This window comes from Verrucosispora sp. WMMA2121 (assembly GCF_027460185.1).
GTDB classification, from domain to species: Bacteria; Actinomycetota; Actinomycetes; order Mycobacteriales; family Micromonosporaceae; genus Micromonospora; species Micromonospora palythoicola.
Genome location: NZ_JAPZBH010000006.1, coordinates 3,627,428 through 3,651,123, shown reverse-complemented (window position 1 = coordinate 3,651,123; position 23,696 = coordinate 3,627,428). Strand labels below are relative to the sequence as shown.

At 71.6% G+C, this 23,696-nt stretch carries 25 protein-coding genes; 11 read left to right on the top strand and 14 right to left on the bottom strand.

What is annotated here, in order from left to right:
- Positions 1-27: 27 nt before the first annotated feature.
- Entirely contained in the window at positions 28-1,017 is a 990-nt protein-coding gene (locus tag O7605_RS25375) for a helix-turn-helix transcriptional regulator (RefSeq protein ID WP_269741484.1), read from the bottom strand.
- Between the two features lie 195 nt (positions 1,018-1,212).
- Here O7605_RS25375 and O7605_RS25370 point away from each other — a divergent pair, with 195 nt between their 5' ends.
- Positions 1,213-2,316 carry a DUF3866 family protein gene (locus O7605_RS25370; RefSeq protein ID WP_269741483.1) on the top strand — a complete coding sequence of 368 codons (1,104 nt, stop codon included), beginning with the start codon at positions 1,213-1,215 and terminating at the stop codon, positions 2,314-2,316.
- Positions 2,317-2,347: 31 nt separating this feature from the next.
- Here O7605_RS25370 and O7605_RS25365 read toward each other — a convergent pair whose 3' ends face one another.
- Genes O7605_RS25365 through rfbA form a run of 4 tightly spaced genes read right to left on the bottom strand, consistent with a single transcriptional unit; the run spans position 2,348 to position 5,530 of the window.
- A complete protein-coding gene (locus tag O7605_RS25365) occupies positions 2,348-2,533 on the bottom strand; it encodes a hypothetical protein (protein WP_164446957.1) in 186 nt (61 codons plus the stop codon).
- 55 nt (positions 2,534-2,588) lie between these two features.
- Positions 2,589-3,947 carry a Pup--protein ligase gene (gene pafA, locus O7605_RS25360; protein WP_164446958.1) on the bottom strand — a complete coding sequence of 453 codons (1,359 nt, stop codon included), beginning with the start codon at positions 3,945-3,947 and terminating at the stop codon, positions 2,589-2,591.
- 57 nt (positions 3,948-4,004) lie between these two features.
- A complete protein-coding gene (locus tag O7605_RS25355; protein ID WP_269741482.1) occupies positions 4,005-4,622 on the bottom strand; it encodes a dTDP-4-dehydrorhamnose 3,5-epimerase family protein in 618 nt (205 codons plus the stop codon).
- Complete coding sequence (gene rfbA / locus O7605_RS25350; protein ID WP_269741481.1) at positions 4,619-5,530, bottom strand: glucose-1-phosphate thymidylyltransferase RfbA; 912 nt, start codon at positions 5,528-5,530, stop codon at positions 4,619-4,621. Before rfbA ends, O7605_RS25355 begins: the two co-directional genes overlap by 4 nt.
- An 85-nt stretch (positions 5,531-5,615) precedes the next feature.
- On the opposite strand from rfbA, the gene rfbB reads away from it, so the two are divergent.
- Genes rfbB through O7605_RS25320 form a run of 6 tightly spaced genes read left to right on the top strand, consistent with a single transcriptional unit; the run spans position 5,616 to position 10,910 of the window.
- A complete protein-coding gene (rfbB, locus tag O7605_RS25345) occupies positions 5,616-6,614 on the top strand; it encodes a dTDP-glucose 4,6-dehydratase (protein WP_269741480.1) in 999 nt (332 codons plus the stop codon).
- Positions 6,611-7,495 (top strand): dTDP-4-dehydrorhamnose reductase, encoded by an 885-nt coding sequence (rfbD, locus tag O7605_RS25340; RefSeq protein ID WP_269741479.1) that lies wholly within the window; start codon positions 6,611-6,613, stop codon positions 7,493-7,495. Before rfbB ends, rfbD begins: the two co-directional genes overlap by 4 nt.
- Positions 7,492-7,890 carry a DUF2304 domain-containing protein gene (locus O7605_RS25335; RefSeq protein ID WP_269741478.1) on the top strand — a complete coding sequence of 133 codons (399 nt, stop codon included), beginning with the start codon at positions 7,492-7,494 and terminating at the stop codon, positions 7,888-7,890. The genes rfbD and O7605_RS25335 overlap by 4 nt, the downstream gene beginning before the upstream one ends.
- Complete coding sequence (locus O7605_RS25330) at positions 7,883-8,584, top strand: glycosyltransferase family 2 protein (protein ID WP_269741477.1); 702 nt, start codon at positions 7,883-7,885, stop codon at positions 8,582-8,584. The genes O7605_RS25335 and O7605_RS25330 overlap by 8 nt, the downstream gene beginning before the upstream one ends.
- On the top strand, positions 8,584-9,885 hold the full coding sequence (locus O7605_RS25325; protein WP_269741476.1) for a polysaccharide biosynthesis protein: 1,302 nt from the start codon (positions 8,584-8,586) through the stop codon (positions 9,883-9,885). The genes O7605_RS25330 and O7605_RS25325 overlap by 1 nt, the downstream gene beginning before the upstream one ends.
- Entirely contained in the window at positions 9,882-10,910 is a 1,029-nt protein-coding gene (locus tag O7605_RS25320; protein ID WP_269741475.1) for a glycosyltransferase family 2 protein, read from the top strand. Before O7605_RS25325 ends, O7605_RS25320 begins: the two co-directional genes overlap by 4 nt.
- Before the next feature lie 111 nt (positions 10,911-11,021).
- Here the strand turns inward: O7605_RS25320 and prcA are convergent, their stop codons facing one another.
- The 6 genes from prcA to arc all read right to left on the bottom strand — a co-directional run bounded on the left by prcA (position 11,022) and on the right by arc (position 17,171).
- Complete coding sequence (prcA, locus tag O7605_RS25315; protein ID WP_269741474.1) at positions 11,022-11,855, bottom strand: proteasome subunit alpha; 834 nt, start codon at positions 11,853-11,855, stop codon at positions 11,022-11,024.
- Between the two features lie 58 nt (positions 11,856-11,913).
- A complete protein-coding gene (gene prcB / locus O7605_RS25310) occupies positions 11,914-12,753 on the bottom strand; it encodes a proteasome subunit beta (RefSeq protein WP_269741473.1) in 840 nt (279 codons plus the stop codon).
- Positions 12,672-13,151 carry an endonuclease VII domain-containing protein gene (locus O7605_RS25305; protein WP_269741472.1) on the bottom strand — a complete coding sequence of 160 codons (480 nt, stop codon included), beginning with the start codon at positions 13,149-13,151 and terminating at the stop codon, positions 12,672-12,674. The genes prcB and O7605_RS25305 overlap by 82 nt, the downstream gene beginning before the upstream one ends.
- Positions 13,152-13,347: 196 nt before the next feature.
- The gene (locus O7605_RS25300; RefSeq protein ID WP_164446970.1) at positions 13,348-13,563 is read right to left on the bottom strand and encodes a ubiquitin-like protein Pup; all 216 of its coding nucleotides are present in this window, start codon (positions 13,561-13,563) and stop codon (positions 13,348-13,350) included.
- A gap of 118 nt (positions 13,564-13,681) precedes the next feature.
- Positions 13,682-15,199, bottom strand: coding sequence for a depupylase/deamidase Dop (gene dop / locus O7605_RS25295; protein WP_348650772.1), 1,518 nt, complete (start codon positions 15,197-15,199; stop codon positions 13,682-13,684).
- 190 nt (positions 15,200-15,389) lie between these two features.
- Positions 15,390-17,171: a proteasome ATPase gene (gene arc, locus O7605_RS25290; RefSeq protein WP_164446972.1), complete on the bottom strand. Its 1,782-nt coding sequence runs from the start codon at positions 17,169-17,171 to the stop codon at positions 15,390-15,392.
- 178 nt (positions 17,172-17,349) lie between these two features.
- Here arc and O7605_RS25285 point away from each other — a divergent pair, with 178 nt between their 5' ends.
- Positions 17,350-17,643: a ferredoxin gene (locus tag O7605_RS25285; RefSeq protein WP_093406155.1), complete on the top strand. Its 294-nt coding sequence runs from the start codon at positions 17,350-17,352 to the stop codon at positions 17,641-17,643.
- Between the two features lie 29 nt (positions 17,644-17,672).
- On the opposite strand, the gene O7605_RS25280 is transcribed toward O7605_RS25285, so the two are convergent.
- From O7605_RS25280 to O7605_RS25270, 3 genes are all read right to left on the bottom strand, one after another.
- Positions 17,673-18,245 (bottom strand): hypothetical protein, encoded by a 573-nt coding sequence (locus tag O7605_RS25280; protein WP_269741471.1) that lies wholly within the window; start codon positions 18,243-18,245, stop codon positions 17,673-17,675.
- 143 nt (positions 18,246-18,388) lie between these two features.
- A complete protein-coding gene (locus O7605_RS25275; protein ID WP_443084006.1) occupies positions 18,389-19,360 on the bottom strand; it encodes a tRNA (adenine-N1)-methyltransferase in 972 nt (323 codons plus the stop codon).
- Positions 19,361-19,407: 47 nt separating this feature from the next.
- Positions 19,408-20,571 carry a M50 family metallopeptidase gene (locus O7605_RS25270; RefSeq protein ID WP_269741469.1) on the bottom strand — a complete coding sequence of 388 codons (1,164 nt, stop codon included), beginning with the start codon at positions 20,569-20,571 and terminating at the stop codon, positions 19,408-19,410.
- Positions 20,572-20,654: 83 nt separating this feature from the next.
- Here O7605_RS25270 and O7605_RS25265 point away from each other — a divergent pair, with 83 nt between their 5' ends.
- From O7605_RS25265 to O7605_RS25255, 3 genes are all read left to right on the top strand, one after another.
- Positions 20,655-21,569, top strand: a complete 915-nt coding sequence (locus tag O7605_RS25265; protein ID WP_269741468.1) for a RecB family exonuclease — start codon at positions 20,655-20,657, stop codon at positions 21,567-21,569.
- A 79-nt stretch (positions 21,570-21,648) separates the two neighbouring features.
- Positions 21,649-22,845, top strand: a complete 1,197-nt coding sequence (locus O7605_RS25260; RefSeq protein ID WP_269741467.1) for a sensor histidine kinase — start codon at positions 21,649-21,651, stop codon at positions 22,843-22,845.
- Positions 22,846-22,885: 40 nt separating this feature from the next.
- Positions 22,886-23,572 carry a response regulator gene (locus O7605_RS25255; RefSeq protein ID WP_269741466.1) on the top strand — a complete coding sequence of 229 codons (687 nt, stop codon included), beginning with the start codon at positions 22,886-22,888 and terminating at the stop codon, positions 23,570-23,572.
- The last annotated feature ends 124 nt before the right edge of the window (positions 23,573-23,696 follow it).

Genomic DNA, 23,696 nt, shown 5'->3' with positions numbered 1-23,696 from the left:
CGCGGCGCGCCGGCTCGTCCCGCGTGCTCACCGGACCACCGCCAGGGAGTCGTGTCGGGCGGCGATCTCCTTCAGCCGCTGGATGACCGCCTCCCGCACCTCGGGCGGGTCGACCACCCGCACGTCGGGCCCGTAGCCGACGAGGTGACCGGCCAGCGAACAGGCGTCGCCGTACGGCAGCACCAGCCGGTCCGCGTCGGGGCCGGCGGTGACCTCCACCGCCCAGCGGCGCAACCCGGCGGCCCGGCCCGGGGTGACCAGCACGGTCGCCCGGCCGGGTCGCTCGACCGGACCGGACCAGCGGGCCACGTGACTGATCAGGTCGACGCCGGTCGGCGGCTGGTAGGCACCCGACTCGCCGGTGGCCCGCACCGGGCCCACCACCCGGGACAGTCGGAAGCAGCGGGTGGCGTCGCGGTCCAGGTCGTGACCGACCACGTACCACCGGCCCCGCCAGCAGACCACTCCCCACGGTTGCAGGCGGCGCCGGGCAGACGCGTCGCGGTCCGGCACCCGGTAGTCGAAGCGGACCTCCCGCCGGTCGCGGGCGGCGGCGGTCAGCGGCGCGAACGCCGGGTCGACCGTGACCATCGGCTCCAGCCCGAGGGTGGCCTGCGGATCCACGTCCACGCCGGCGGCGCGCAGCTTCGCCAGCCCGGACGAGGCGGCGGCGGCCAGGCCGGCGTGCTGCCACAGTCGAGCGGCGATGCCCACCGCGGCCGCCTCGTCGGGCTGGAGGGGGATGTCGGGCAGCGCGTACTCCCGGTGGGCGATCCGATACCCGGGCTCCGCGTCGAAGGCGCTCGCCGTGCCGGTCTCCAGCGGTACGCCCAGTTCCCGCAGCTCGGCCTTGTCCCGCTCGAACTTGCGCTGGAAGGCCTCGTGCTCGCGGGCGTCGTCCGGATCGTGTTCATAACCGGGCACGGTCGCGGCGATCTGCGCGGCGGTCAGGAACCGCCGCGTGGACAGCAGGCAGATCACCAGGTTGACCAGCCGTTCGGTGCGACTACGTGACACCCCGTAGACGCTAGCAGCCCTGACCCCCCACACAGCCATCCCACGCCACCCTCACCACCCCCCAACCCCCCCTTCTCGTCGATCTTGCACTTGTGGTCGCCGGTATGTCGCTTTTGTTGTGCTATCGGGGGCAGAAAGTGCAAGATCGACGGGGTGGGGCGAGGGGTGCCGGGGGTGGAGGGTTAGCGTTCGGGGGTGGTGCGGTGGCGGGCAGGTGCGGTACTCAGGGTGCGTCGGCGGTGGGCCGGCGCGGTGGAGCTGGACGTCGAGGTGGACGGCGGCGGCGCGATGCGGGCGCTGGCCTATCCGGCGCTGGTCGGTGAGCCCGAGACCGGCGACCGGGTGCTGCTCAACGCCGGTGCGCTGCTGATGGGTCTGGGCACCGGCGGGTACGCCCTGGTCGTGGCGCTGCCGGAGCGGCTACCGCCGGATCCGCCGCAGGCGATCGACTCCCGCGACGCGGGTCATCTGGTCAAGGCCCGCTACACCCCGTTGCAGCCGATCCTGCTCGGCGTCGACGAGGAGGCGTCACCGCACCGGGCGGCGCTGGCGGCCGCCGACGACCTGGCCGGTCTACCGGTGGTGACCGCCGACCTGCACTCCGCGCTGCCGGCGATCCTCGCCGGCATCCGGGTCGACGCGCCGCGGGCGCGGGTGGCGTACCTGCTCACCGACGGCGGGGCGTTGCCCGCCTGGTTCTCCCGCACCCTCGCCGGACTGCGCGACGAACTTGTCGGCACGATCAGCGTGGGGCAGGCGTTCGGAGGTGACCTGGAGGCCACAACGCTGCACAGCGGACTGCTCGCCGCCCGGCACGTGCTCGGCGCGGACGTCGCGGTGGTGGCCCAGGGCCCGGGCAATCTCGGCACCGGCACCCGCTGGGGATTCTCCGGGGTGGCCGTCGGCGAGGCGGTGAACGCCGTCGCCACGCTCGGTGGACGCCCGGTCGGCTCGCTGCGGATCTCCGCCGCCGACCCGCGCCCCCGACACCGCGGCGTCTCGCACCACAGCCTCACCGCGTACGGCCGGGTGGCGCTGGCCCGCGCGGAACTGGTGCTGCCGGCGGGCCTGGAACCGGCGCTGGCCGCCGAGGTCGACGCCGCGGTGGCACCGCTGGCGCAGCGGCACACGCTGGTGCGGGTGGACACCGTCGGGCTGGACGCGGCGCTGCGCCGCAGTCCGGTGCCGTTGTCGACGATGGGACGCGGGCTGGACGCCGACCACGCCTACTTCCTGGCCGCCGCCGCGGCCGGCCGGCACGCCGCCCGCCTGACGGCGCAGTCACCGGCCGGGGATTGACGAGGCGCCCTGCTCGACCGCCCCGCGCGCGTCAGGCGAAGATGACCAGGGCGGCCCAGGCACCGACGATCAGCGCCAGGGCCAGGGCCAGCACCCAGGTGGGCACGGTGTACTCGCCACGGCGGTTACGCTCGATCTCGTCGCGGATCTTGTCGCGGCGGCGTTCGAGCCAGCTCTGCCGTTGCGCGCCCGGAGTGGGAGGTTCAGGAAAAATCATGGCCTGACCAGCCTACCCGGGGCCGCGCCGGTCGGCGTGGCCCCGGTCGACCCCGTCACATGCTGGCGATCAGCCGCTCCACCCGCTCGTCGTACGCCCGGAACGGGTCCTTGCAGAGCACGGTCCGCTGCGCCTGGTCGTTGAGCTTCAGGTGCACCCAGTCGACGGTGAAGTCCCGCCGCTTCTCCTGGGCGTGCCGGATGAACTCGCCGCGCAGCCGGGCCCGGGTGGTCTGCGGCGGTGTCTCCTTCGCCTCGAAAATCTCCGGATCGGTGGCCACCCGGTCCACCTCGCCGCGCCGCTCCAGCAAGGCGTAGAGGCCCCGCCCACGGCGCAGGTCGTGGTACGCCAGATCCATCTGCGCCACCCGGGGGTGCGACAGCGGCAGGTCGTGCTTGCGCTGGTAACGCTCGATCAGGCGCAGCTTGGTCACCCAGTCGATCTCCCGGGAGACCGGTTCCAGGTCGCCGGTCTCCACCGCCCGCAGCACCCGGCCCCACAACTCGACCACCCGCTTGGCGGTCTGGTCGCCGCCCCGGCGCTCGACGAACTCGGTGGCCTTGGCCAGATATTCCTGCTGGATCTCCAGGGCGCTGATCTCCTTGCCCGAGGCCAGTCGCACCTTCCGCCGGCCGGTGATGTCGTGCGACACCTCCCGGATCGCCCGGATCGGGTTCTCCAGGGTGAGGTCGCGCATCACCACGCCACCCTCGATCATCCGCAGCACGATGTCGGCGGTGCCGACCTTCAGCAGCGTGGTGACCTCGTTCATGTTGGAGTCACCGACGATGACGTGCAGCCGGCGGTACCGTTCCGCGTCGGCGTGCGGCTCGTCCCGGGTGTTGATGATCGGGCGGCTGCGGGTGGTGGCCGATGACACCCCCTCCCAGATGTGCTCGGCCCGCTGGGACAGGCAGTAGACCGCCCCACGCGGCGTCTGCAACACCTTGCCGGCACCGCAGATGAGCTGCCGGGTGACCAGGAACGGGATCAGCACGTCGGCGAGCCGGCCGAACTCACCGTGCCGGGACACCAGGTAGTTCTCGTGGCAGCCGTACGAGTTGCCGGCCGAGTCGGTGTTGTTCTTGAACAGGTAGATCTCGCCGGCGATGCCCTCGTCGTGCAGCCGCTTCTCCGCGTCGATGAGCAGCCCCTCCAGGATCCGCTCACCGGCCCGGTCGTGGGCGACCAGGTCGACCACCGAGTCGCACTCCGGGGTGGCGTACTCGGGGTGCGAGCCGACGTCCAGGTAGAGCCGCGCGCCGTTACGCAGGAAGACGTTGCTCGACCGGCCCCAGGACACGACCCGGCGGAAGAGGTACCGGGCCACCTCGTCGGGGGACAGCCGCCGCTGTCCGCGGTAGGTACAGGTGACGCCGTACTCGGTCTCCAGACCGAAGATTCGCCGTTCCATGATGAGACATTAGCCGTACGGAGGCCCTGTTCGTCACTGTCGGGGCACGTGCCGACCTCAGCCGTCGGTGGAACCCGCCGCGGCGACGAGAGTCGCGACGTGCCGCCGGCAGGTGTCGTACTGCGGCAGCAGCCCGGCCGACCGGGCCTGCGCCAGCGTGGGCGCGGCGGCGTCGCGGGCGGACAGGCGCGGGCTCGCGGTCGGCCAGTCGATGCCCAGCTCCTCGTCCAGCGGGTGCACCGCGTGCTCGGCCGACGGGTTGTACGTGGTCGAGCAGAGATAGTTGAGGGTGGCGTCGTCGGTCAACGCGCAGAAGCCGTGACCGAGCCCCTCGGCCAGGTAGACCGCGCGCCGGTCCACGTCGTCCAGGCGCACCCCCTCCCACCGGCCGAAGGTGGGCGAGCCGACCCGCAGGTCGACGATGACGTCGAGCACCGCTCCCCGGACACAGGTGACGTACTTCGCCTGCCCCGGCGGCACGTCGGCGAAGTGGATGCCGCGCACCACGTCGCGGGCCGAGACGGACAGGTTGCCCTGCGCCAGTCGCAGCGGATGCCCGACCGCCTCGGCCAACCGGTCGAAGCGGTACCACTCCAGGAACAGTCCGCGTGGGTCGCCGTGCTGCTGCGGAGTGACCTCCCAGGCGCCCTCGACGCTCAACGGTCGCAGCTTCACCGGGCCGCCCCCGTAGCGCCGAACTCGCCGGTCGGCTCCTGCCGGTCACCGGCGAGCAGGTCGAGCAGGTAGTCGCCGTAGCCGCTGCGGGTCAGCGGCTCGGCCAGGGCGCGCAACCGCGCGTCGTCGATCAGCCCGGCCCGCCAGGCGGCCTCCTCCACGCAGCCGATCTTCATGCCCTGCCGCTCCTCGATCACCCGGACGAACTCGGCGGCCTGCATCAGCGAGGTGAAGGTGCCGGTGTCCAGCCAGGCGGTCCCCCGGTCCAGCACGGTGACCGACAGCTCACCCCACCGCCGGTACGCCTCGTTCACCGCGGTGATCTCCAACTCGCCCCGGGCGCTGGGCGTGAGCCCCCGGGCGATCTCCACCACCCGGTTGTCGTAGAAGTACAGGCCGGGCACCGCGTACCGGGACGTCGGGCGCTGCGGTTTCTCCTCGATCGACAACACCCGCCCAGCGGCGTCGAAGCGCACCACGCCGTACGCCTGCGGGTTGGCCACCGGGTACGCGAAGATCCGGCCACCCACCGGATCACCGGCCGCGGCCAACTGCCGGCCCAGACCCGCACCGTGGAAGATGTTGTCGCCGAGGATCAACGCCACCGACTCGTCGCCGATGAAGTCCGCGCCCAGCACGAACGCCTGCGCGATGCCCTCCGGCCGGGGCTGGGCGACGTACTCCAGCCGCAGCCCGAACTGGCTGCCGTCACCGAGCAGCCGCTGGAACTGGCCCTGCTCCTCCGGTGTGGTGATCACCAGGATCTCGGACATCCCGGCCATCACCAGGGTGGAGAGCGGGTAGTAGATCATCGGTTTGTCGAAGACCGGCATCAGCTGTTTCGACACCGCCCGGGTGATCGGCCACAGCCGGCTTCCGGTGCCACCGGCGAGCAGGATTCCACGCATCCGGGCGAGCCTACCGGCAGCGGGACGGACCGGCGCGCGTCGCCTGCGCTGCGGATGTGGCCGTTTCGCGTAGACTTCCGGACCCGTGAGGATCCTGGTCACCGGCGGCGCCGGCTTCATCGGCTCGGAATACGTCCGGACGCTGCTCGGCGTCCCCGGCGGCGGCGCGGCGGGCGTACCGGCGGTGGAACCGGCCCAGGTCACCGTGCTCGACGCGCTGACCTACTCCGGCAACCTGGCCAACCTCGCGCCGGTGGCCGACGATCCCCGGCTGCGGTTCGTCCAGGGTGACATCCGTCACCCCGAGGTGGTCGACGAGACCGTCGCCGGGCACGACGTGGTCGTGCACTTCGCCGCCGAGTCCCACGTCGACCGCTCGATCGCCGGTGCCGCACCCTTCGTCACCACGAACGTCCTCGGCACCCAGAACCTGCTCGACGCCGCGCTACGCCACGGCGTCGCCCGGTTCGTGCACGTCTCCACCGACGAGGTCTACGGCTCCATCGCCGAGGGCTCCTGGACCGAGGACTGGCCGCTGGCCCCCAACTCCCCCTACTCGGCGTCGAAGGCCGGCTCCGACCTGCTCGCCCTGGCCTACCACCGCACCCACGGCCTCGACGTGGTGGTGACCCGCTGCTCCAACAACTACGGGCCCTACCAGTACCCGGAGAAGGTCGTCCCACTGTTCGTCACCAACCTCCTCGACGGGCGCACCGTCCCGCTCTACGGCGACGGCGGCAACGTACGCGACTGGCTGCACGTGCACGACCACTGCCGCGGCATCGCCCTCGTCCAGCACAAGGGTCGCGCCGGCGAGGTCTACCACATCGGCGGCGGCACCGAACTCACCAACAAGGAGCTGACCGCCCGGCTGCTCGACGCCTGCGACGCCGGCTGGGACCGGGTGACCCCCGTCGCCGACCGCAAGGGACACGACCGCCGCTACTCCCTCGACATCACCAAAATCAGCAACGAGCTCGGGTACGCCCCCAGCATCACCCTCGACACCGGACTCGCCGACACCGTCAGGTGGTACCGGGACAACCGCGCCTGGTGGGAACCGCTGAAGGCGGCGAGCGCATGAGGTTCCTGGTGACCGGCGCCGGCGGGATGCTCGGACGCGACCTGGTCGACGTCGTCGAAGCGCGGCCGGAACACCAGGTCACCCCCGCCACCCGCGCCGACCTCGACATCACCGACCCGGCCGCCGTGCACGCCGCCGTCGCCGGCCACGACGTGGTGGTGAACACCGCCGCCTGGACCGACGTCGACGGCGCCGAGACACACGAGTCGTCCGCCACCGCCGTCAACGGTGACGCCGTCGCCCACCTCGCCACCGCCTGCGCCGCCCACGGCACCCGCCTGCTGCACCTGTCCACCGACTACGTCTTCGACGGCACCGCCACCACGCCGTACCCCGAGGACGCGCCCACCGCACCGCTCAACGCGTACGGTCGCGGCAAACTGATCGGCGAACAGGCCGTGACCCGGCTGCTGCCCGACACCGGATACGTGGTGCGGACCGCCTGGCTCTACGGCGCCCACGGCCGCAACTTCGTCACCACCATGCTCGACCTGGCCGACCGCCGCGGCACCCTCGACGTCGTCGACGACCAGCGCGGCCAGCCGACCTGGTCCCACGCACTGGCCCGACACCTGGTCGCGCTCGCCGAGGCCGCCCACGCCGGACGCGCCGCGCCCGGGATCTACCACGGCACCTGCTCCGGCGAGACCACCTGGTACGGCCTGGCCCGCGCCGTGTTCGCCCGGCACGGTCTCGACCCGGACCGGATCCGACCCACCACGAGTGCCCGATTCGTGCGACCCGCCCCCCGACCGACGTACAGTGTGCTAGGGCACGGCCGGTGGGCCGAGGCCGGGCTGCCGCCCCTGCCGGACTGGCACGCCACCCTGGCCGACGCGTTCGCCCCCGCCGCTCCACCCTCCCCGTGGAAGGTCGTATGAAGCTCACCCTCGTCACCGGCCTGACCGGCCTGATCCTGCTGGCCACGATCGTCGAACTGCTGCGCCGCCGGCAACTGCGCGAGAAGTACGGCATGCTCTGGCTCGGCCTGCTGTTCGTGGTGATCCCGCTCTCGCTGTTCCCCCGGCTGCTCGACGGCGTCGCGGACCTGCTCGGTGTCGCCTCCGGGGTCAGCCTGGTGCTCTTCCTCGGCATCGTCTTCCTCCTGCTGGTCTGCATCCACCTCAGCTGGGAGGTCAGCGCGCTGGAGGAGGAGACCCGCACCCTCGCCGAGGAGTTCGCCCTGCTCCGCGCCGAAGTCGAGGCCGAACGGGCGGAACGGGCGGAGTGGACCCGACGACTGGACCGGACCGAGATGGTGTCCCACGATGGTTAACGGCAAGCGGCTGCTCATCATCATTCCGGCGCTCAACGAAGCTGCCTCCATCGGCGACGTCGTCGGCGAGATCCGCGGCGAACTGCCCGGCGTCGACGTGCTCGTCGTCGACGACGGCTCCACCGACCACACCGCCGCCGTCGCCGCCGCCGCCGGCGCCCGGGTCGCCCGACTGCCGTACAACCTCGGCGTCGGGGGCGCCATGCGACTCGGCTACCGCTACGCCCACGACCACGAATACGACGTCGCGGTGCAGGTCGACGCCGACGGGCAGCACGACCCCCGGTACGTACCGAAGCTCGTCGACCTGCTCGACGACTACGACCTGGTCATCGGGGCCCGGTTCGCCGGCGAGGGCGAATACACGGTACGCGGGCCGCGCCGCTGGGCGATGGGCATGCTGTCGCTGGTGCTGTCCGGCCTGGCCGGCACCACGCTGACCGACACCACGAGCGGCTTCCGGGCGGCCAACCGACGAATGATCGAGATGTTCGCCGGCTGGTACCCCGCCGAGTACCTCGGCGACACCGTCGAGACGCTCGTGCACGCCGCCCGGCGCGGCTACCGGATCCAGCAGGTGCCGGTCGCCATGCGCCGCCGGATGGCCGGCACGCCCAGCCACTCCCCCGCGCGGGCGATGATCTACCTCGGCCGGGCCGTGGCCGTGCTCACCCTCGCCCTCATCCGCCGGTGATGCGCCGCCTGCTCCGTCTCGTCCCACCCGGCACCATCGGCGTCGGCATCGGACTGGCCGTGGTCGGGCTGGCCTCGTACGTCCACCTCGCCCTGGCCGGGCACAACCTCGACGCCGCCGACTACTCCTCGCTGTCGGTGCTCTGGTCCGTCGTGTTCACCCTCGGCATCGGCGTGTTCTTTCCCGTGGAACAGGAGGTCGCCCGGCTCGTCGCGGCCCGGCACACCCGTGGGCTGCCACCCGGACCGGTACTGGCCCGTGGCGCCGCCGTCGCCGCCGCCGTACTCGGCCTGCTGCTCGTGCTCACCGTCGGCGCCGCCGACCTGCTCACCGACCGGCTCTTCGACGGCGACCCCGCGATGGTGCCCGCCCTCGGCGGCGCACTGGCCGCGCTGGCGGTGGCGCACACCACCCGAGGGGTGCTCTCCGGCCTGCGCCGCTTCGGCTGGTACGGCACCCAACTCGGCCTCGACGGCGGGCTGCGCATCGGCCTGGTCGCCATCCTCGCCCTCACCGGCGTGGACTCACCCGTGGCCTACGCGCTGGTGCTGGTCGCGGCCCCGCTGGCCGCCGTCGCGCTGACCGCCGCACCGATCGTCCGGACTATCGGCCGTGGACCGGCGGTCCCCTGGCCACCCCTGCTCCGCGGCCTCGCCCTGCTCACCGTCTCCAGCCTGCTCGCCCAGGTGGTCGTCAACATCGGCGTGATCAACGTACGGCTGCTCGACCCGACCGACGTCGCCACCGCCGGCGCCCTGCTCTCCGCGCTGGTGCTGGTCCGCATACCCCTGTTCGTGTTCGGCTCGATGCAGGCCGCGCTGCTGCCCGGCCTGTCCACCGCCGCCGCCACCGGCGACGAACCGGCCTTCCGCACGATGCTCCGCCGATCCCTGGCCGTCGTCACCGCCCTCGGGGCCCTCGGCGGTGCCCTTGCCGCACTGTTCGGCCCGTGGCTCGTGCGGGCCCTCTTCGACACCCCGGACGTCCTCGGCCACGGCGACTTCGCCTGGCTCTCGGTGGCCACCCTGGCCTACCTGTGGGCGATGGTGCTCGGCCAGGCGCTGCTGGCCCGCGACCGGCACCACGCCCAAGCCCTGGCCTGGACCGTCGGTGTCGCCGCGCTGATCGTGGCGACCCTGCCCCCACTGCCCGTCGCGCTGCGCGTCGAACTCGGCTACACCGTCGGCTCCGTGGTGGCCGCCGCCGTCATGGTGGCCCTGCTGCGCCGCCGACGGACGGCACCACCCGCACCACCGGTCGCGGCGCCGGTGCCCGCCACCACCAGCGGAGGAGCACCATGAGACCGCCCCGCGTCACCGCCGTGATGCTCGCCTACGGTGCCGAACCCTGGCTGGTCGACGCCGCCCGGGCCGTACTGGCCAGCACCGGAGTCGACATCGAACTCGTCGTGGTCGACAACGGCTGCACCGGCGACGGCATCGACGTGGTCAAGGGCCTGCCGGGCGTGCGGCTCGTGCGGCCGGAGGCGAACACCGGCTACTCCGGCGGCTGCAACATCGGTGCCGCCGAGGCCACCGGCGACTGGCTGGCCTTCGTCAACTCCGACGCCATCGTCGCCCCCGACGCCCTCGCCAAGGTCGTCGCGGTGGCCGCCGAGCCCGGCGTCGGCGCCGCCATGGCCTCCATCCGGCTCGCCCACGACCCCGAGCTGATCAACACCTCGGGCAACCCGCTGCACTTCACCGGCCTGTCCTGGGCCGGCGGCAACGGCGAACCCGCCAGCGCCCACGCCCGGCGCACCACGGTGCCCTCACTGAGCGGCTGCTGCTTCGTCATCAGCCGCCACCGCTGGACAGACCTCGACGGCTTCGCCGACGAGTACTTCGCCTACCACGAGGACACCGAACTCAGCCTGCGGCTGTGGCAGCGCGGCCTACGGCTGGAGTACGTGCCCGACGCCGTGGTCCGGCACCACTACGAGTTCTCCCGCAACGACCTCAAGCTCTACCTGGTCGAACGCAACCGACTGCTCACCCTGCTGACCGCGTACCAGGGCCGGACCCTGGCCCTGCTGGCACCGATGCTGCTGCTCACCGAGGTCGCCATGCTCGCCGCCGCGCTGGCCGGCGGCTGGGGGCGGCAGAAGACCCGGGGCTGGGCCTGGCTGTGGCGGCACCGCGGTTGGGTACGCGCCCGTCGGCGACGCCTGCAGGCCGAACGCACCGTCGGCGACGGCACCCTCGCCCACCTGATGACCGCCCGCGTCGCCCCGTCGAACGTGGCGGCCCCGCCCGGGATGGGCGTCTTCAACGCGGTCGCCATGGCCTGGTGGGCACTCGCGCGGAGGCTGCTCGCCCGCCGCTGATCGGGTCCACCCGGCGCCAGCCGACTCAGCGCACCGTCGGCCCGGTCGGGGAACGACGCGGCGCCCGACCGGTCGAAACCGCTCGGGCGCCGGCGCCGCCGCAAACGACGATCAGGTGTCGGACTTGTCGCCCGGCTTGTCCTCCAGGTCCGCGGAGCCGGCCGAGGTGGTCGGCTTGTGCCCCTCCTCGGTCGGCGTCGTCGGGGTCTGCGCCCGGTCGCCCTCCGCCGCCGCCTCGCCGGCCGCGTCGCCGTCCAGCAGCCCGGTCAACGCGGCCCCGGTGATCCGTCGGAAGGTGCGACCCACCCGGTTGCGGTCCAGGATCGCGACCTCCAACTGGTCGCCGGCGATCGTGCGGGCGGCACCGCCCTCACCACCGACACTGCCCAGCGCCTGCACCGCCACCTTCACCGCATCGCCGAGCGACATGTCCGGCCGGTGGTGCGACTTCAGCACCCCGGAGATCGCCTCGGCCTGACCACCCATCGCCATCCGACCCGGCTCGTCGGTCACCGACCCGTCGTAGGTGCACCGGTACAGCGAGTCCTCGCCCGGCGTGGCACCGACCTCCGCCACGCAGATCTCCACCTCGAACGGCTTGGACTGCTCGGTGAAGATGGCACCGAGAATCTGCGCGTACGAGTTGGCCAGCGCCAGACCGGTCACGTCCCGACGGTCGTAGCTCAGACCGTTCAGGTCGGCCATCCGCACGCCCGCCCGACGCAGGTTCTCGAACTCGTTGTACCGCCCGACGGCGGCGAAACCGATCCGGTCGTAGATCTCGCTGACCTTGTGCAGCGTGCTGGAGAGATTCTCGGCAACGAAGAGCACCCCGCCGGCGTAGCTGACGACCACCGCGCTGCGTCCCCGAGCGATGCCCTTGCGGGCCAACTCGGAACGGTCGCGCATGATCTGCTCGGGCGAGGCGTAGAACTGCATGGCCACGGCGGCGGCTCTCCTTCGGCGGTACTCGGGGAAACGGGATCAGCTGCGGACGGGCGGCTCAGCCGCCCGGATTCTCCATCCGACCGGCGACGACGCTCTCCGCGATCGCCGACGTCTCCGCGTCGGTCAGCCGGTGCGTGCCCTCCGCCGTCGCGGTCATCACCACCGGGTAGATCCGGCGGGTCAGGTCGGGTCCACCGGTCGCGGTGTCGTCGTCGGCCGCGTCGTAGAGCGCCTCCACCGCCAACCGCACCGCGTCGTCGACGGACAGCCCGGTCCGGAACCGCTTCTTCAACGCCGACCTGGCGAACAGCGAACCCGAGCCGATCGCGTCGTAGCCGGTCTCCTCGTACGGGCCGCCGGTGACGTCGAAACTGAAGATCCGGCCGGCCCGCGCCGGGTCGCTGGCCGCCAGGTCGAAGCCGGCGAACAGCGGAATCACCGCCAGCCCCTGCATCGCCGCGCCCAGGTTGCCGCGGATCATCGAGGCGAGCCGGTTGGCCTTGCCGTCGAGCGAGAGCATCGCGCCCTCGATCTTCTCGTAGTGCTCCAGCTCCACCTGGAACAGCCGCATCAGCTCGATGCCGATGCCGGCGGTGCCGGCGATGCCCACGAGCGAGTACGCATCGGCGGGGTGCACCTTCTCGATGTCCCGCTGGGCGATCAGATTGCCCATGGTGGCCCGCCGGTCTCCGGCCATCACGACACCACCGGCCGCGGCGATCGCCACGATCGTGGTCGCGTGCGGGGCCAGGTCGGCGGCCATGCCCGGGGGCAGCGCCCGTCGGCCGGGCAGCATCTCGGGAGCCACCTTGCTCAGGAATGCCGTGAAGGAGGACGTCCCCGCGTTGGTGAACACATCTGGAAGACGCCCGGATGGATCAAAACCCGCTGCCACGTGGTTCCTCTCAGGTACGTGACGGCCCTGGCCAGCCTCGTCGGACTGTCACGGAACTGGCCAAGACCACCGTTGCAGTTGAAGCAGAGTATCCCGCGCACCCACCCGGTGCGATGATCGTGGTCCACATGTTCCGGATCGGGGTCACCGCAGACCGCGCAGACACCGCCCTGCTCGGCCAGCAGCTCGTCGAACTCCTTCTGCCCGATGCCGTACCGCCGCCGCAGGTGGTACTCGCGGGTGCCGCCGTAGAGCCGTTGGGCGGTCTCCTTACCGCGTGCGTTGTGGCAGGGCTTGCAGTAACTGTGCCGTCCGCTGGCCGTCCTCGTGGTGCTCGGGAAGTCGCTCAACGGCTTGATCTGCTCGCAGTCCGGGCACCACTTCAGACCCTGGCCCACCGGAGTGGCCGACCGCCGTGCGGGGCGATGCCACGCTTGCGGCGGCTGGCCTCCGAACGGGCCGTCGCACACGCCTTGCAGTAGTAGGCGCGACCGTCGACCCGGCGACTGTTGCGGTGAAATTCGGTGAGGGGCAGCGTTCGTCGGCACTGTGGGCACGTCTTGTCCGATCCGGTGGGCAAATCGGACATATGCCTCATTGACCCCCTTTCTGGACATAACCCCTCACGAACTCCTCGGCGTTTTCTTCGAGGACGGAGTCGATCTCGTCGAGCAGGTCGTCGACGTCCTCGGTGATCTCGGCGTGCCGCTCGGCGACTTCCGGGTTCGCCTCGACGGTGACGTCCTCGACCTCTTCGCCCTGACGGGCCTTGCCCGACTGCGACTGACCGCCGCTGTCACGAGTGGCCATCGTTGCCTCCTCCACGATCTCCCTGCGATGAACTTACCTCGCGGGAGCGACGAAACGTCCCCCGCGCGCCGGTACCGGCGCGCGGGGGACGAAGAGCTGATGCACGGGAACCGGTGGGTCAGCCGCCGGTAAGCGTCTCCAGCAGATCCTTGGCGCTGGCACAGCGGTCGAACAACTCTCCGACGTGCCGCCGGGTCCCCCGCTCCGGCTCCATCATCGGCACCCGCACCAGCGACTCCCGACCGACGTCGAAGATCACCGAGTCCCAGCTGGCGGCGACCACCTCCGAGGCGTACTGGGCCAGGCAGCGGCCCCGGAAGTACGCCCGGGTGTCCTCCGGTGGCTCCGTCATCGCCGTACGGCTCTCCTCGTCGCTGAGCAGCGTCTTCATCGATCCACGAGAGACCAGCCGGTGGTAGAGGCCCTTCTCCGGGCGTACGTCGGAGTACTGCAGGTCGACCAGTTGGAGCTTGTGCGAACCCCAGCCGAGCTTCTCCCGCTCCCGGTAACCCTCCAGCAGCCGCAGCTTCGCCACCCAGTCCAGCTCGTCGGCGCAGAGCATCACGTCGCGCCCCAGCCGGTCGAGCACGTTCTCCCACCGGTCCAGCACGTCGGCGGTCTGCTCGTCGACGTCGTTGCCGTAACGGTCGTCGACGAACGCGCGCACCCGCTCAAGATAGGCCCACTGCACGTCCATCGCGGTGAGCCGACGCCCGTCGCGCAGCCGCATCAGATGCGACAGCGACGGGTCGTGACTGACCGCGCGCAGCTCGCCGACGGGGTCGGCGATGCCGAGGTCCGGGCCGAGCGCCTTCTCCTCGATCATCGTGAGGATCAACGCGGTGGTGCCCACCTTGAGATAGGTGGAGATCTCCGAGAGGTTCGCGTCACCGATGATGACGTGCAGGCGGCGATACTTGTCCGCGTCGGCGTGCGGTTCGTCGCGGGTGTTGATGATCGGCCGTTTGAGGGTGGTCTCGAGGCCCACCTCGACCTCGAAGAAGTCGGCGCGCTGGGAGATCTGGAAGCCGCTCTGGCCGCCGTCCTGGCCGATGCCGACGCGGCCGGCGCCGCAGACGATCTGCCGGGTGACGAAGAACGGCGTCAGGTACGCCACGATGTCGGCGAACGGCGTCTGCCGGCGCATGAGGTAGTTCTCGTGCGCGCCGTAGCTGGCGCCCTTGTTGTCGGTGTTGTTCTTGTAGAGGTGGATCGGTGCGGTGCCGGGGATCGTGGCGGCCCGCCGCGCCGCCTCCGCCATCACCCGCTCTCCCGCCTTGTCCCAGCGGACCACGTCGCGGGGGTTGGTCACCTCGGGGGTGGAGTACTCCGGGTGCGCGTGGTCGACGTAGAGCCGGGCGCCGTTGGTCAGGATCACGTTGGCCAGGCCGAGGTCCTCGTCGGCGAGCGCCTCGGCCGGGTCGTACGCCGCGCCGGAGTAGGTGAAACCGCGGGCGTCCCGCAGCGGTGACTCCTCCTCGTAGTCCCACCGGGCCCGGCCGCCGCGGTTCAGTTCGGGTCGGGCGCCGTAGGCGTTGACCACCTGCGAGGAGGTCACCATCGGGTTGGCGCCGGCCTGGCCGGGCACGGAGATGCCGTACTCGACCTCGGTGCCCATGATTCGTCTAACGCTCATCGACCTACCCGCTTCGTTTGCCTGACCGGTCCCCGTCACGTCGAGCGTAGTCGCCACTCGGGCAACCGGGGGCGTGGCGGTCGGTCGGCGTACCAGGTCGGCTCTGCCGCTCGTCGATCCGGCGGGGGCCCGGGTGTACGCGTGGGGCCCGCGACGCCTGGCGTCGCGGGCCCCACGTGGCGCGTTCCGGTCAGAGGTACTGGCCGGTGTTGCTCGCGGTCTCGATGGAGCGTCCGGCCTCGGTGCCCTTGCCGCCGGAGACGAGCGTGCGGATGTAGACGATCCGCTCGCCCTTCTTGCCGGAGATGCGGGCCCAGTCGTCCGGGTTCGTGGTGTTGGGCAGGTCCTCGTTCTCGCGGAACTCATCGACGCAGGCGTCGAGCAGGTGCTGCAGGCGCAGTCCCTTGCGTCCGGAGGTGAGGAACTCCTTGATGGCCATCTTCTTGCCCCGGTCGACGATGTTCTGGATCATCGCGCCGGAGTTGAAGTCCTTGAAGTACAGGACCTCCTTGTCACCGTTGGCGTAGGTGACCTCCAGGAAGCGGTTCTCCTCCGTCTCCGAGTACATCCGTAGCACCACCGCGTCGATCATGGCGGCGACGGTGGCCTGGGCGTCGCTGCCGTGCTCGGCCAGGTCGTCGGCGTGCAGCGGCAGGCCGGGGAGGATGTACTTGGAGAAGATGTCCTTGGCCGCCTCGGCGTCCGGACGCTCGATCTTGATCTTCACGTCGAGTCGTCCCGGTCGCAGGATCGCCGGGTCGATCATGTCTTCCCGGTTGGAGGCGCCGATGACGATGACGTTCTCCAGCCCTTCGACACCGTCGATCTCGCTGAGCAGCTGCGGCACGATGGTGTTCTCCACGTCGGAGGAGACACCGGAGCCGCGGGTGCGGAAGACCGAGTCCATCTCGTCGAAGAAGACGATGACCGGAGTGCCCTCGCCGGCCTTCTCCCGGGCCCGCTGGAAGATCAGTCGGATGTGCCGCTCGGTCTCGCCGACGTACTTGTTGAGCAGCTCGGGACCCTTGATGTTGAGGAAGAAGCTGGTGTGCTTCTCCTCGCCCCGCCGCTCGGCGATCTTCTTGGCGAGCGAGTTGGCGACCGCCTTGGCGATGAGCGTCTTGCCGCAGCCGGGCGGGCCGTAGAGCAGGATGCCCTTCGGCGGACGCAGCTGGTGCTCCCGGAACAGGTCCGCGTGCAGGAACGGCAGCTCCACCGCGTCGCGGATCTGCTCGATCTGGGAGTGCAGGCCACCGATGTCGGTGTAGTCGACGTCGGGCACCTCCTCCAGCACGAGTTCCTCGACCTCGCTCTTGGGAATCCGCTCGTACGCGTACGCCGAGCGAGGTTCGATCATGAGCGAGTCGCCGGCCCGGATCGGACTTCCGATCAGGGTCTCGGCCAGGTGCACGATGCGTTCCTCGTCGGAGTGCGAGACCACCAGCGCCCGGTCGCCCGGCGCGCCTTCGGGACCGGCGAGGATCTCCTTGAGCATGACCACCTCGCCGACCCGCTCGTAGCCGAACGCGTCGACGATGTTGAGCGCGTCGTTGAGCAGGACCTCCTGGCCACGCCGCAGCTCGTCGACGTCGAGCGAGGGCGAGACGGCCACGCGCAGCTTCCGTCCGCCGGTGAAGACGTCGACGGTGCCGTCGTCGTGCTTGGCCAGGAAGACACCGTAGCCACTTGGGGGTTGAGCGAGCCGGTCGATCTCCTCCTTGAGCGTCACGATCTGCGCGCGAGCCTCCTTGAGGGTGCTCACGAGCCGTTCGTTGTTCTCGGTCAGCCGCGCCAACTGCGCCTGGGTGGCGGCCAGCCGCTCTTCGAGCTGCCGGACGTGTCGGGGGCTCTCGGTCAACTTGCGCCGCACCAGAGCGAGTTCCTCTTGAAGGAACGCGACCTGCGTGGAGAGATCGTGGGCCTCCTTCTCCCACCGTGCGGCGCGCGAGTCCGCGTCGTCGCTGCGTGCCACGTCCCACCTCCCCGGGGGGCTTGAACGTTCTGACCTAACACTAGCCGCTATGAGCCCGATTCGGTCCTCCGCAACGCGCCCGTCACCGAAGCTTGATCGCCAAGGGTGGGTCGACGGGCGGGTACGGGCATTCGGGTACCGTCGAGGGGTGGGACGGGAGAACATGGGGGGTGCGCCGGTGGCCGAGGTCGCGACCGACCAGTTGCAGGTCTGGGTCGACCAGGATCTGTGCACGGGCGACGGGCTGTGCGTGCAGTACGCGCCGGAGGTCTTCGAGTTCGACGTCGACGGGTTGGCCTACGTCAAGGGGCCCGACGGTGAGCTGGTGCAGGCGCCGGGCGGCCGGGTCGACGTGCCGGAGCACCTGCGCCTCGAGGTGATCGACTCGGCGAAGGAGTGCCCGGGCGAGTGCATTCACGTCGTCCGCGGCAGCGACGGCGTCGAGGTCGCCGGCCCGGAGGCCGAGGACTGACCCGCTGATCCCGGCATCACCCGGTCGGGCTACAGCAACGGGCGACCGACCACCGAGGCGACCAGCCGGGCGAACTCCTCCAACCGGGCGATCTGCCCGGCACCGCCGTCGTCGAGGGTCTTGCCGAAACGCAGGGCGTCGTGGCGCGGCCCGCCGGCCGTCTCCTCGCTCGGCGGCGACTCGTCCAGCGAGGTCAGCAGCAGGTACACGTCGATGCTGTCGACCCGGATCTCGCCGTTGTCATGGCGGAACAGCCGGCGTCGGCAGCCGACCTCGGTGACCGAGGAGACCGGCACCACCCGCAGCGAGGAGGTCATCGAGCCCGGCGGTCCCTCCCCCGGTGGCACGTCCTCGCCGTGCCAGAGCACCAGGCGGCTGCCGTCGCAGACGACGACCTCCTGCCACACCCCGTTCACCTCGTTGACGAAACGTTCCAGGGTGAAGCCGAGCACCGAGGCTCCGCGCAGGACGCCGCCGAGCGCCTCCAGGGCGACGTCGGGGTCACGCAGGTAGGCGCGCGCCGCCGATTCCAGGTCGGTGTACGGCGACCAGTCGGGAAACACGGCCGGCAGGTCGCCGCCGCCGAAGCCGGGACGACTCATCTGCTCACCTCGTCCCACCCGGCGCCGGCCCGGGCGTGGGCCGGATCACGCCGACGGTCCACCGCCCTCTCACGCCGCCACGTCGGGCCGCCGCCGAACCCGCCCCGGATCAGCCCGCTCACTCCCAGCCGCCCCTTCCGCCGTCACGGCCTGTCCGTCTCCCGCGTCACGTCCGGTGGTGTCTGCCCGGCCGGCGCGTCGTGCGCCACCACGGTGGCCTGCCGGGCCGCCTCCGCCTCGCGAAGCGCCTGGCGGCGTTGCGCGTACGCCTCGGTGCCCTTGCTGGGCTTGCGACGCCGTGGCGGGGCGGTGACTCCGGGGGCGAGCTTACGCGCGGAGACGAGGAACGCGGTGTGGGCGATCATGCGGTGGTCGGGGCGGACCGCCAGCCCTTCGGCGTGCCAGTCCCGCACCAGTGACTCCCAGGCCCGTGGCTCGGTCCAGCCGCCGCGCTCGCGCAACGCCTCCACCAGCTCGGACAGCTGGGGGGTGGTGGCGACGTAGCCGATGAACACGCCGCCGGGCAGCAGCGCGCGTTCGACCATGTCGAGGTTCTCCCAGGGGGTGAGCATGTCCAGGATGATCCGGTCGAAACCGGTCTCGCGGCACTCGGCGACGTCACCGACGTGCAGGTGCCAGGCCGGGTGCGGGCCGCGGAAGAACGACTCGACGTTTCGTCGGGCGATCTGGGCGAAGTCGTCGCGCAGCTCGTAGGAGTGCAGTTCCCCCACGTCACCCACCGCGCGCAGCAGCGAGCAGCTCAACGCTCCGGAGCCGGCGCCGGCCTCGAGCACCTTGGCGCCGGGGAAGATGTCGCCCATGGCGACGATCTGCGCGGCGTCCTTGGGGTAGATCACCTGAGCGCCGCGCGGCATGGAGAGCACGTAGTCCGACAGCAGTGGACGCAGCGCGAGGAACGCGGTGCCGCCACCGGAGGTGCTCACCACGCTGCCGTCGGGCAGGCCGATCAGCGCGTCGTGCGCCAGGATGCCGCGGTGGGTGTGGAACTCCTTGCCCGGTTCCAGGGTCACCGTGTGCATCCGCCCCTTGGGGTCGGTCAGCTGCACCCGGTCACCGGGCTGGAACGGCCCGCGGTGCACGGCGGGCGGCGTCACCTTCTCCTCGGGGAGGTCGCTGGCCGGGTGGGCGGAGTGGGTGACGGTCACGTGTTCATCTTCCGGTGAGGTTCGAGCAGTTGAGCCAGATCCGCGATGTGCAGAACGCCGACGACATCTTCGCCTGCGGTCACCACGTACTGTGCGCCCGGGTGGGCCTGTACGGTCTCCAGCACCCGTTCGCCGTCCGTGTCGACCGGGATGGCCGGCACGTCGGCGAGGGTACGGGCGACCGCGTCCACGGCCAGCCAGGGCCGGCGGGCTTCCGGCACCGCCGCGGCGGCGACCGGGTCGACCAGGGCCACCGGCCGGCCGGCGGAGTCGATCACCAGCAGCGCGGCCGCGTGCGGTGGCTCGGTGACCGGGTGGGTCGGCGCGGCTCGGCGCTGCGCCTCGGCCAGCGGGGTGCCGGTGGGCACGGTGTGCACCGGGCGGGCGAGGGTGGTCAGGTCGACCAGGGGGAGCCGACGGCCGATGCGGGACATCCGGATCGACTGTCCGGCGCCGTGCCAGAGGGTGAGGGCGACGAGTGCCGTCAGCGGCAGCGCCAGCAGGCTCAGCACGTCTGCCGCGTAGAGCGCGGCCACCAGCAGCGCGGTGCCGACGGCCAGGATCCGTCCGGCCCAACCGGCCACCTCGGTGGCCCGGTGCCGGTCCCGGGTCAGCGCCCAGACCACCGCACGCAAGGCCCGACCGCCGTCCAGCGGCAACCCGGGCAGGATGTTGAACAGCGCGACGATGACGTTGCTCGCCGCGAGTTGGAAGGCGAGCTGGTCGGCCACGGTGCGGTCGGGCAGGGCCAGCGTGGCGGCCACGGCGGCCGCGCCGAGCACGGCGGAGACGGCCGGTCCGGCCAGTGACACCAGCAGGTCCACCCGCGGCGAGGGCGCGTCGCGATCCATCTCGGTGTACCCGCCGAGCAGTTCCAGGGTGATGCCGCGCACCCCGATGCCGAAGCGGCGGGCGGTGAGGGCGTGACCGAGTTCGTGGGCCAGCACCGAGCCGAGCAGCGCGACGACGAACCCGGCGCCGACGAGGTAGCCGCCGAGCGGGGACAGTTGCAGCCGTTGACCGGCCAGTTCGCCGTACAGGACCGTGATCAGGAGGGCGAGCAGCAGGATCGAGGCGTTCAGGTACAGCGGCACCCCGAGGATCCGGCCCACCCGGATGCCGGGGCGCTGGCCGGCACCGGCTCGCCTGCGCTGTTCCATCGGGCTGATGCTACGCGGCGAGAGATCACGTACCGGAGCGGCGGCGGTCGGCCTGTCACACCGGTGGCCTAACCTTCCGGGGCATGACGGCGGATCCGGTGATCACTCAGCAAGCCCCGACCCCGACGCAGCCGCCGGCGACGGTGCGGGCCTCGCTGTCACCGTCGCGGGCGGCGGATTTCAAGACCTGCCCCCTGCTCTACCGGTTCCGCAGCATCGACCGGCTGCCCGAGCGGCCCAGTGTGGAGCAGGCGCGGGGCACGCTGGTGCACGCGGTGCTGGAGCGGTTGTTCGACCTGCCGCCGGCCGCCCGCACTCCGGAGGCCGCCGGTGACCTGGTGCCCGGCCAGTGGGAGCACCTGGTCACCGAGCAGCCCGAGCTGGCCGGGCTGTTCGCCGACGACGACCCGTCGGCCGCCACGGAGTTCCTCCGCTCGGCGTCGGCCCTGCTGGATGGCTACTTCGCGGTGGAGGATCCGCGCCGGCTGGAGCCGGCCGAGCGGGAGAGCCTGATCTCCGCCGTGGTCGACGACGAGCTGCTGATCCGCGGCTACCTCGACCGGCTCGACGTGGCTCCCGACGGCGCGCTGCGGGTGGTGGACTACAAGACCGGCGGTGCCCCACGGGAGGCGTTCGAGGCGCGGGCCCTGTTCCAGTTGAAGTTCTACGCCCTGGTGCTGTGGCGCACCCGTGGCGTGGTCCCCCGGGTGCTGCGACTGCTCTACCTCAAGGACGCCGAGGTGTGCGACTACGCCCCCGACGCCGAGGAGCTGGTGCGCTTCGAGCGGACGGTGGTGGCGCTGTGGCGGGCGATCGAGCAGGCCACCGCCGCCCGGGATTTCCGGCCACGACCGAGCCGGCTGTGCGACTGGTGCAGTCACCAGGCCCGCTGTCCCAGCTTCGGGGGGACTCCGCCGCCGTTCCCGGAGCCGGCGGCGACGCCTGATCCGATGCGCGACGCCCGGTCCTCCCCCGCGCCACCCGGTGCCGACGAGTAGGCGCTCTCCTTCCCGGGGATGAGGAACGAGTCACCACACAAGACGATCTTTCGTCGGCACGGGCGGTTAGCGTCGGGGCGTGGGTAGCGCGCTGAGGGAGTGGCTGCGTCGCAGTCCGGCGGCCGGTGACTCGCTGCTGGCCGTCGCTCTGGTGCTGGGCGAGGTGCTGTTCACCCTGCTCACTCCCCGGGAGTTCTGGCCGCGACCGTTTCCGACGGCGCTGGGGTGGAGTGTGTTGTGCGCGGCGCCGGTCGTGCTGCGCCGGGTGGCGCCGTGGCCGGCGCTGCTGGCCGCGTTGGCCACGCTGCTGCTCCCGGTCGTCATCGAGGTGGCGCCGACCACCCAGAGCCTCACCTTCGTGGTGCTCACCTACACGATGGCGGCCTACCGTCCGGTACGTCCGGCGCTGGTGGCGGCGGTGGGGCTGTGGCTTCCGGTGGCGGTGGTGAACGCTCTGGTGCCGCCGGTGGGCGTTCCGCAGGTCGGCTCGGCGTTCCTGATCGCGAACAACATCCTGGTGGGGATCGTGTCGTTCTCGGTGGGTCGGACGGTGCACGCGCGCCGCTCCTCCACCGAGGCGCTGCGGGAACGGGCCCGGGTCGCCGAGGCCAACCAGCGGGCGCTGGCCGAGCAGGCGGTCGCGGACGAGCGGCGCCGGATCGCACGGGAACTGCACGACGTGGTGGCCCACCACGTGAGCGTGATGGGGGTGCTGGCGACGGGGGTGCGCCGGGTGCTGCGCCGCGACCCGGACAGCGCCGACGAGGCGATGGCCACCATCGAGGAGACCAGCCGGGCGACCCTGCGGGAGCTGCGCCGGCTGCTCGACGTGCTGCGTACCGAGGCCGAGCCGGCGGCGGAGTTGGCACCGCAACCGGGTCTGGCCGGCATCGAGGCGCTCACCGATCAGGTCCGCGACGCCGGGCTGCCGGTGACGTTGACGGTGGCCGGGCAGCCCGGGCAGTTGGAGGAGGGGGTGGCGCTGACCGTGTACCGGATCGTGCAGGAGGCACTGACCAACGCGCTCAAGCATGCCGGGACGGCGACCGCGCAGGTGCGGGTGGGTTTCGGTGGCGACGCGGTGGAGGTCGAGGTCACCGACACCGGTCGGGGGCCGTCACCGGACACCGATCGGATCGGACACGGACTGGTCGGGATGCGGGAACGGGTCGGCCTCTACGGTGGGATCCTGCGCACCGGCGCCCGAAGCGGCGGCGGCTACCGGGTGTACGCCCGGATTCCGGTCGAGCCGCTACCGGAGTCGAGCCGACGGTGAGGCGGGCCTGGTGAGCGGTGCAGCCGACAGGGAGGACCAGATGGCCGATGCGACGGGACGCGCCCGACCGGTGCGGATCCTGCTCGCCGACGACCAGCCGCTGCTGCGTACCGGCTTCCGGATGGTCCTCGGCGCGGAGGCCGACCTGGACATCGTCGCGGAGGCCGGCGACGGGGTGGAGGCGGTGGAGCTGTCCCGTCGGTTGTTGCCGGACGTGGTGCTGATGGACATCAGGATGCCCCGGATGGACGGGGTGAGCGCCACCCGGGCGATCGTGGACGCCCGGTTGCCGGTGCGGGTGCTCATCCTGACCACCTTCGACCTGGACGAGTACGTGGTGGGGGCGCTGCGGGCCGGGGCGAGCGGCTTCCTGGCCAAGGACGTGCCGGCGGAGGACCTGGTCACCGCGATCCACACGGTGGCCGCGGGTGACGCGGTGGTGGCGCCGCGGATCCTCCGCCGGCTGCTGGACCGGTTCGCCGACGTACTGCCGGACCCGTCCGCGACCCCGTCGAAGGCGTTGGGCGCGCTCACCGAACGGGAGCGGGAGGTGCTCGTGCAGGTCGCTCGCGGCCTGTCGAACGCCGAGATCGCCCGGGTGCTGTCGGTGAGCGAGACCACCATCAAGACCCACGTCGGGCATGTGTTGACCAAGCTGGGACTGCGCGACCGGGTGCAGGCCGTGGTGCTGGCGTACGAGTCGGGCCTGGTCCGACCTGGCGGTTAACGTCGGCGTTGCATCGGTCACCTACCGTGACGGCCTGCGGTGGAAATCGGTTGACCCTCACGCGACGGCAACGTCCAGGATGACCGTGACCGCCGCCGGCAGACGAGCGACAGCTGCCGGAGTC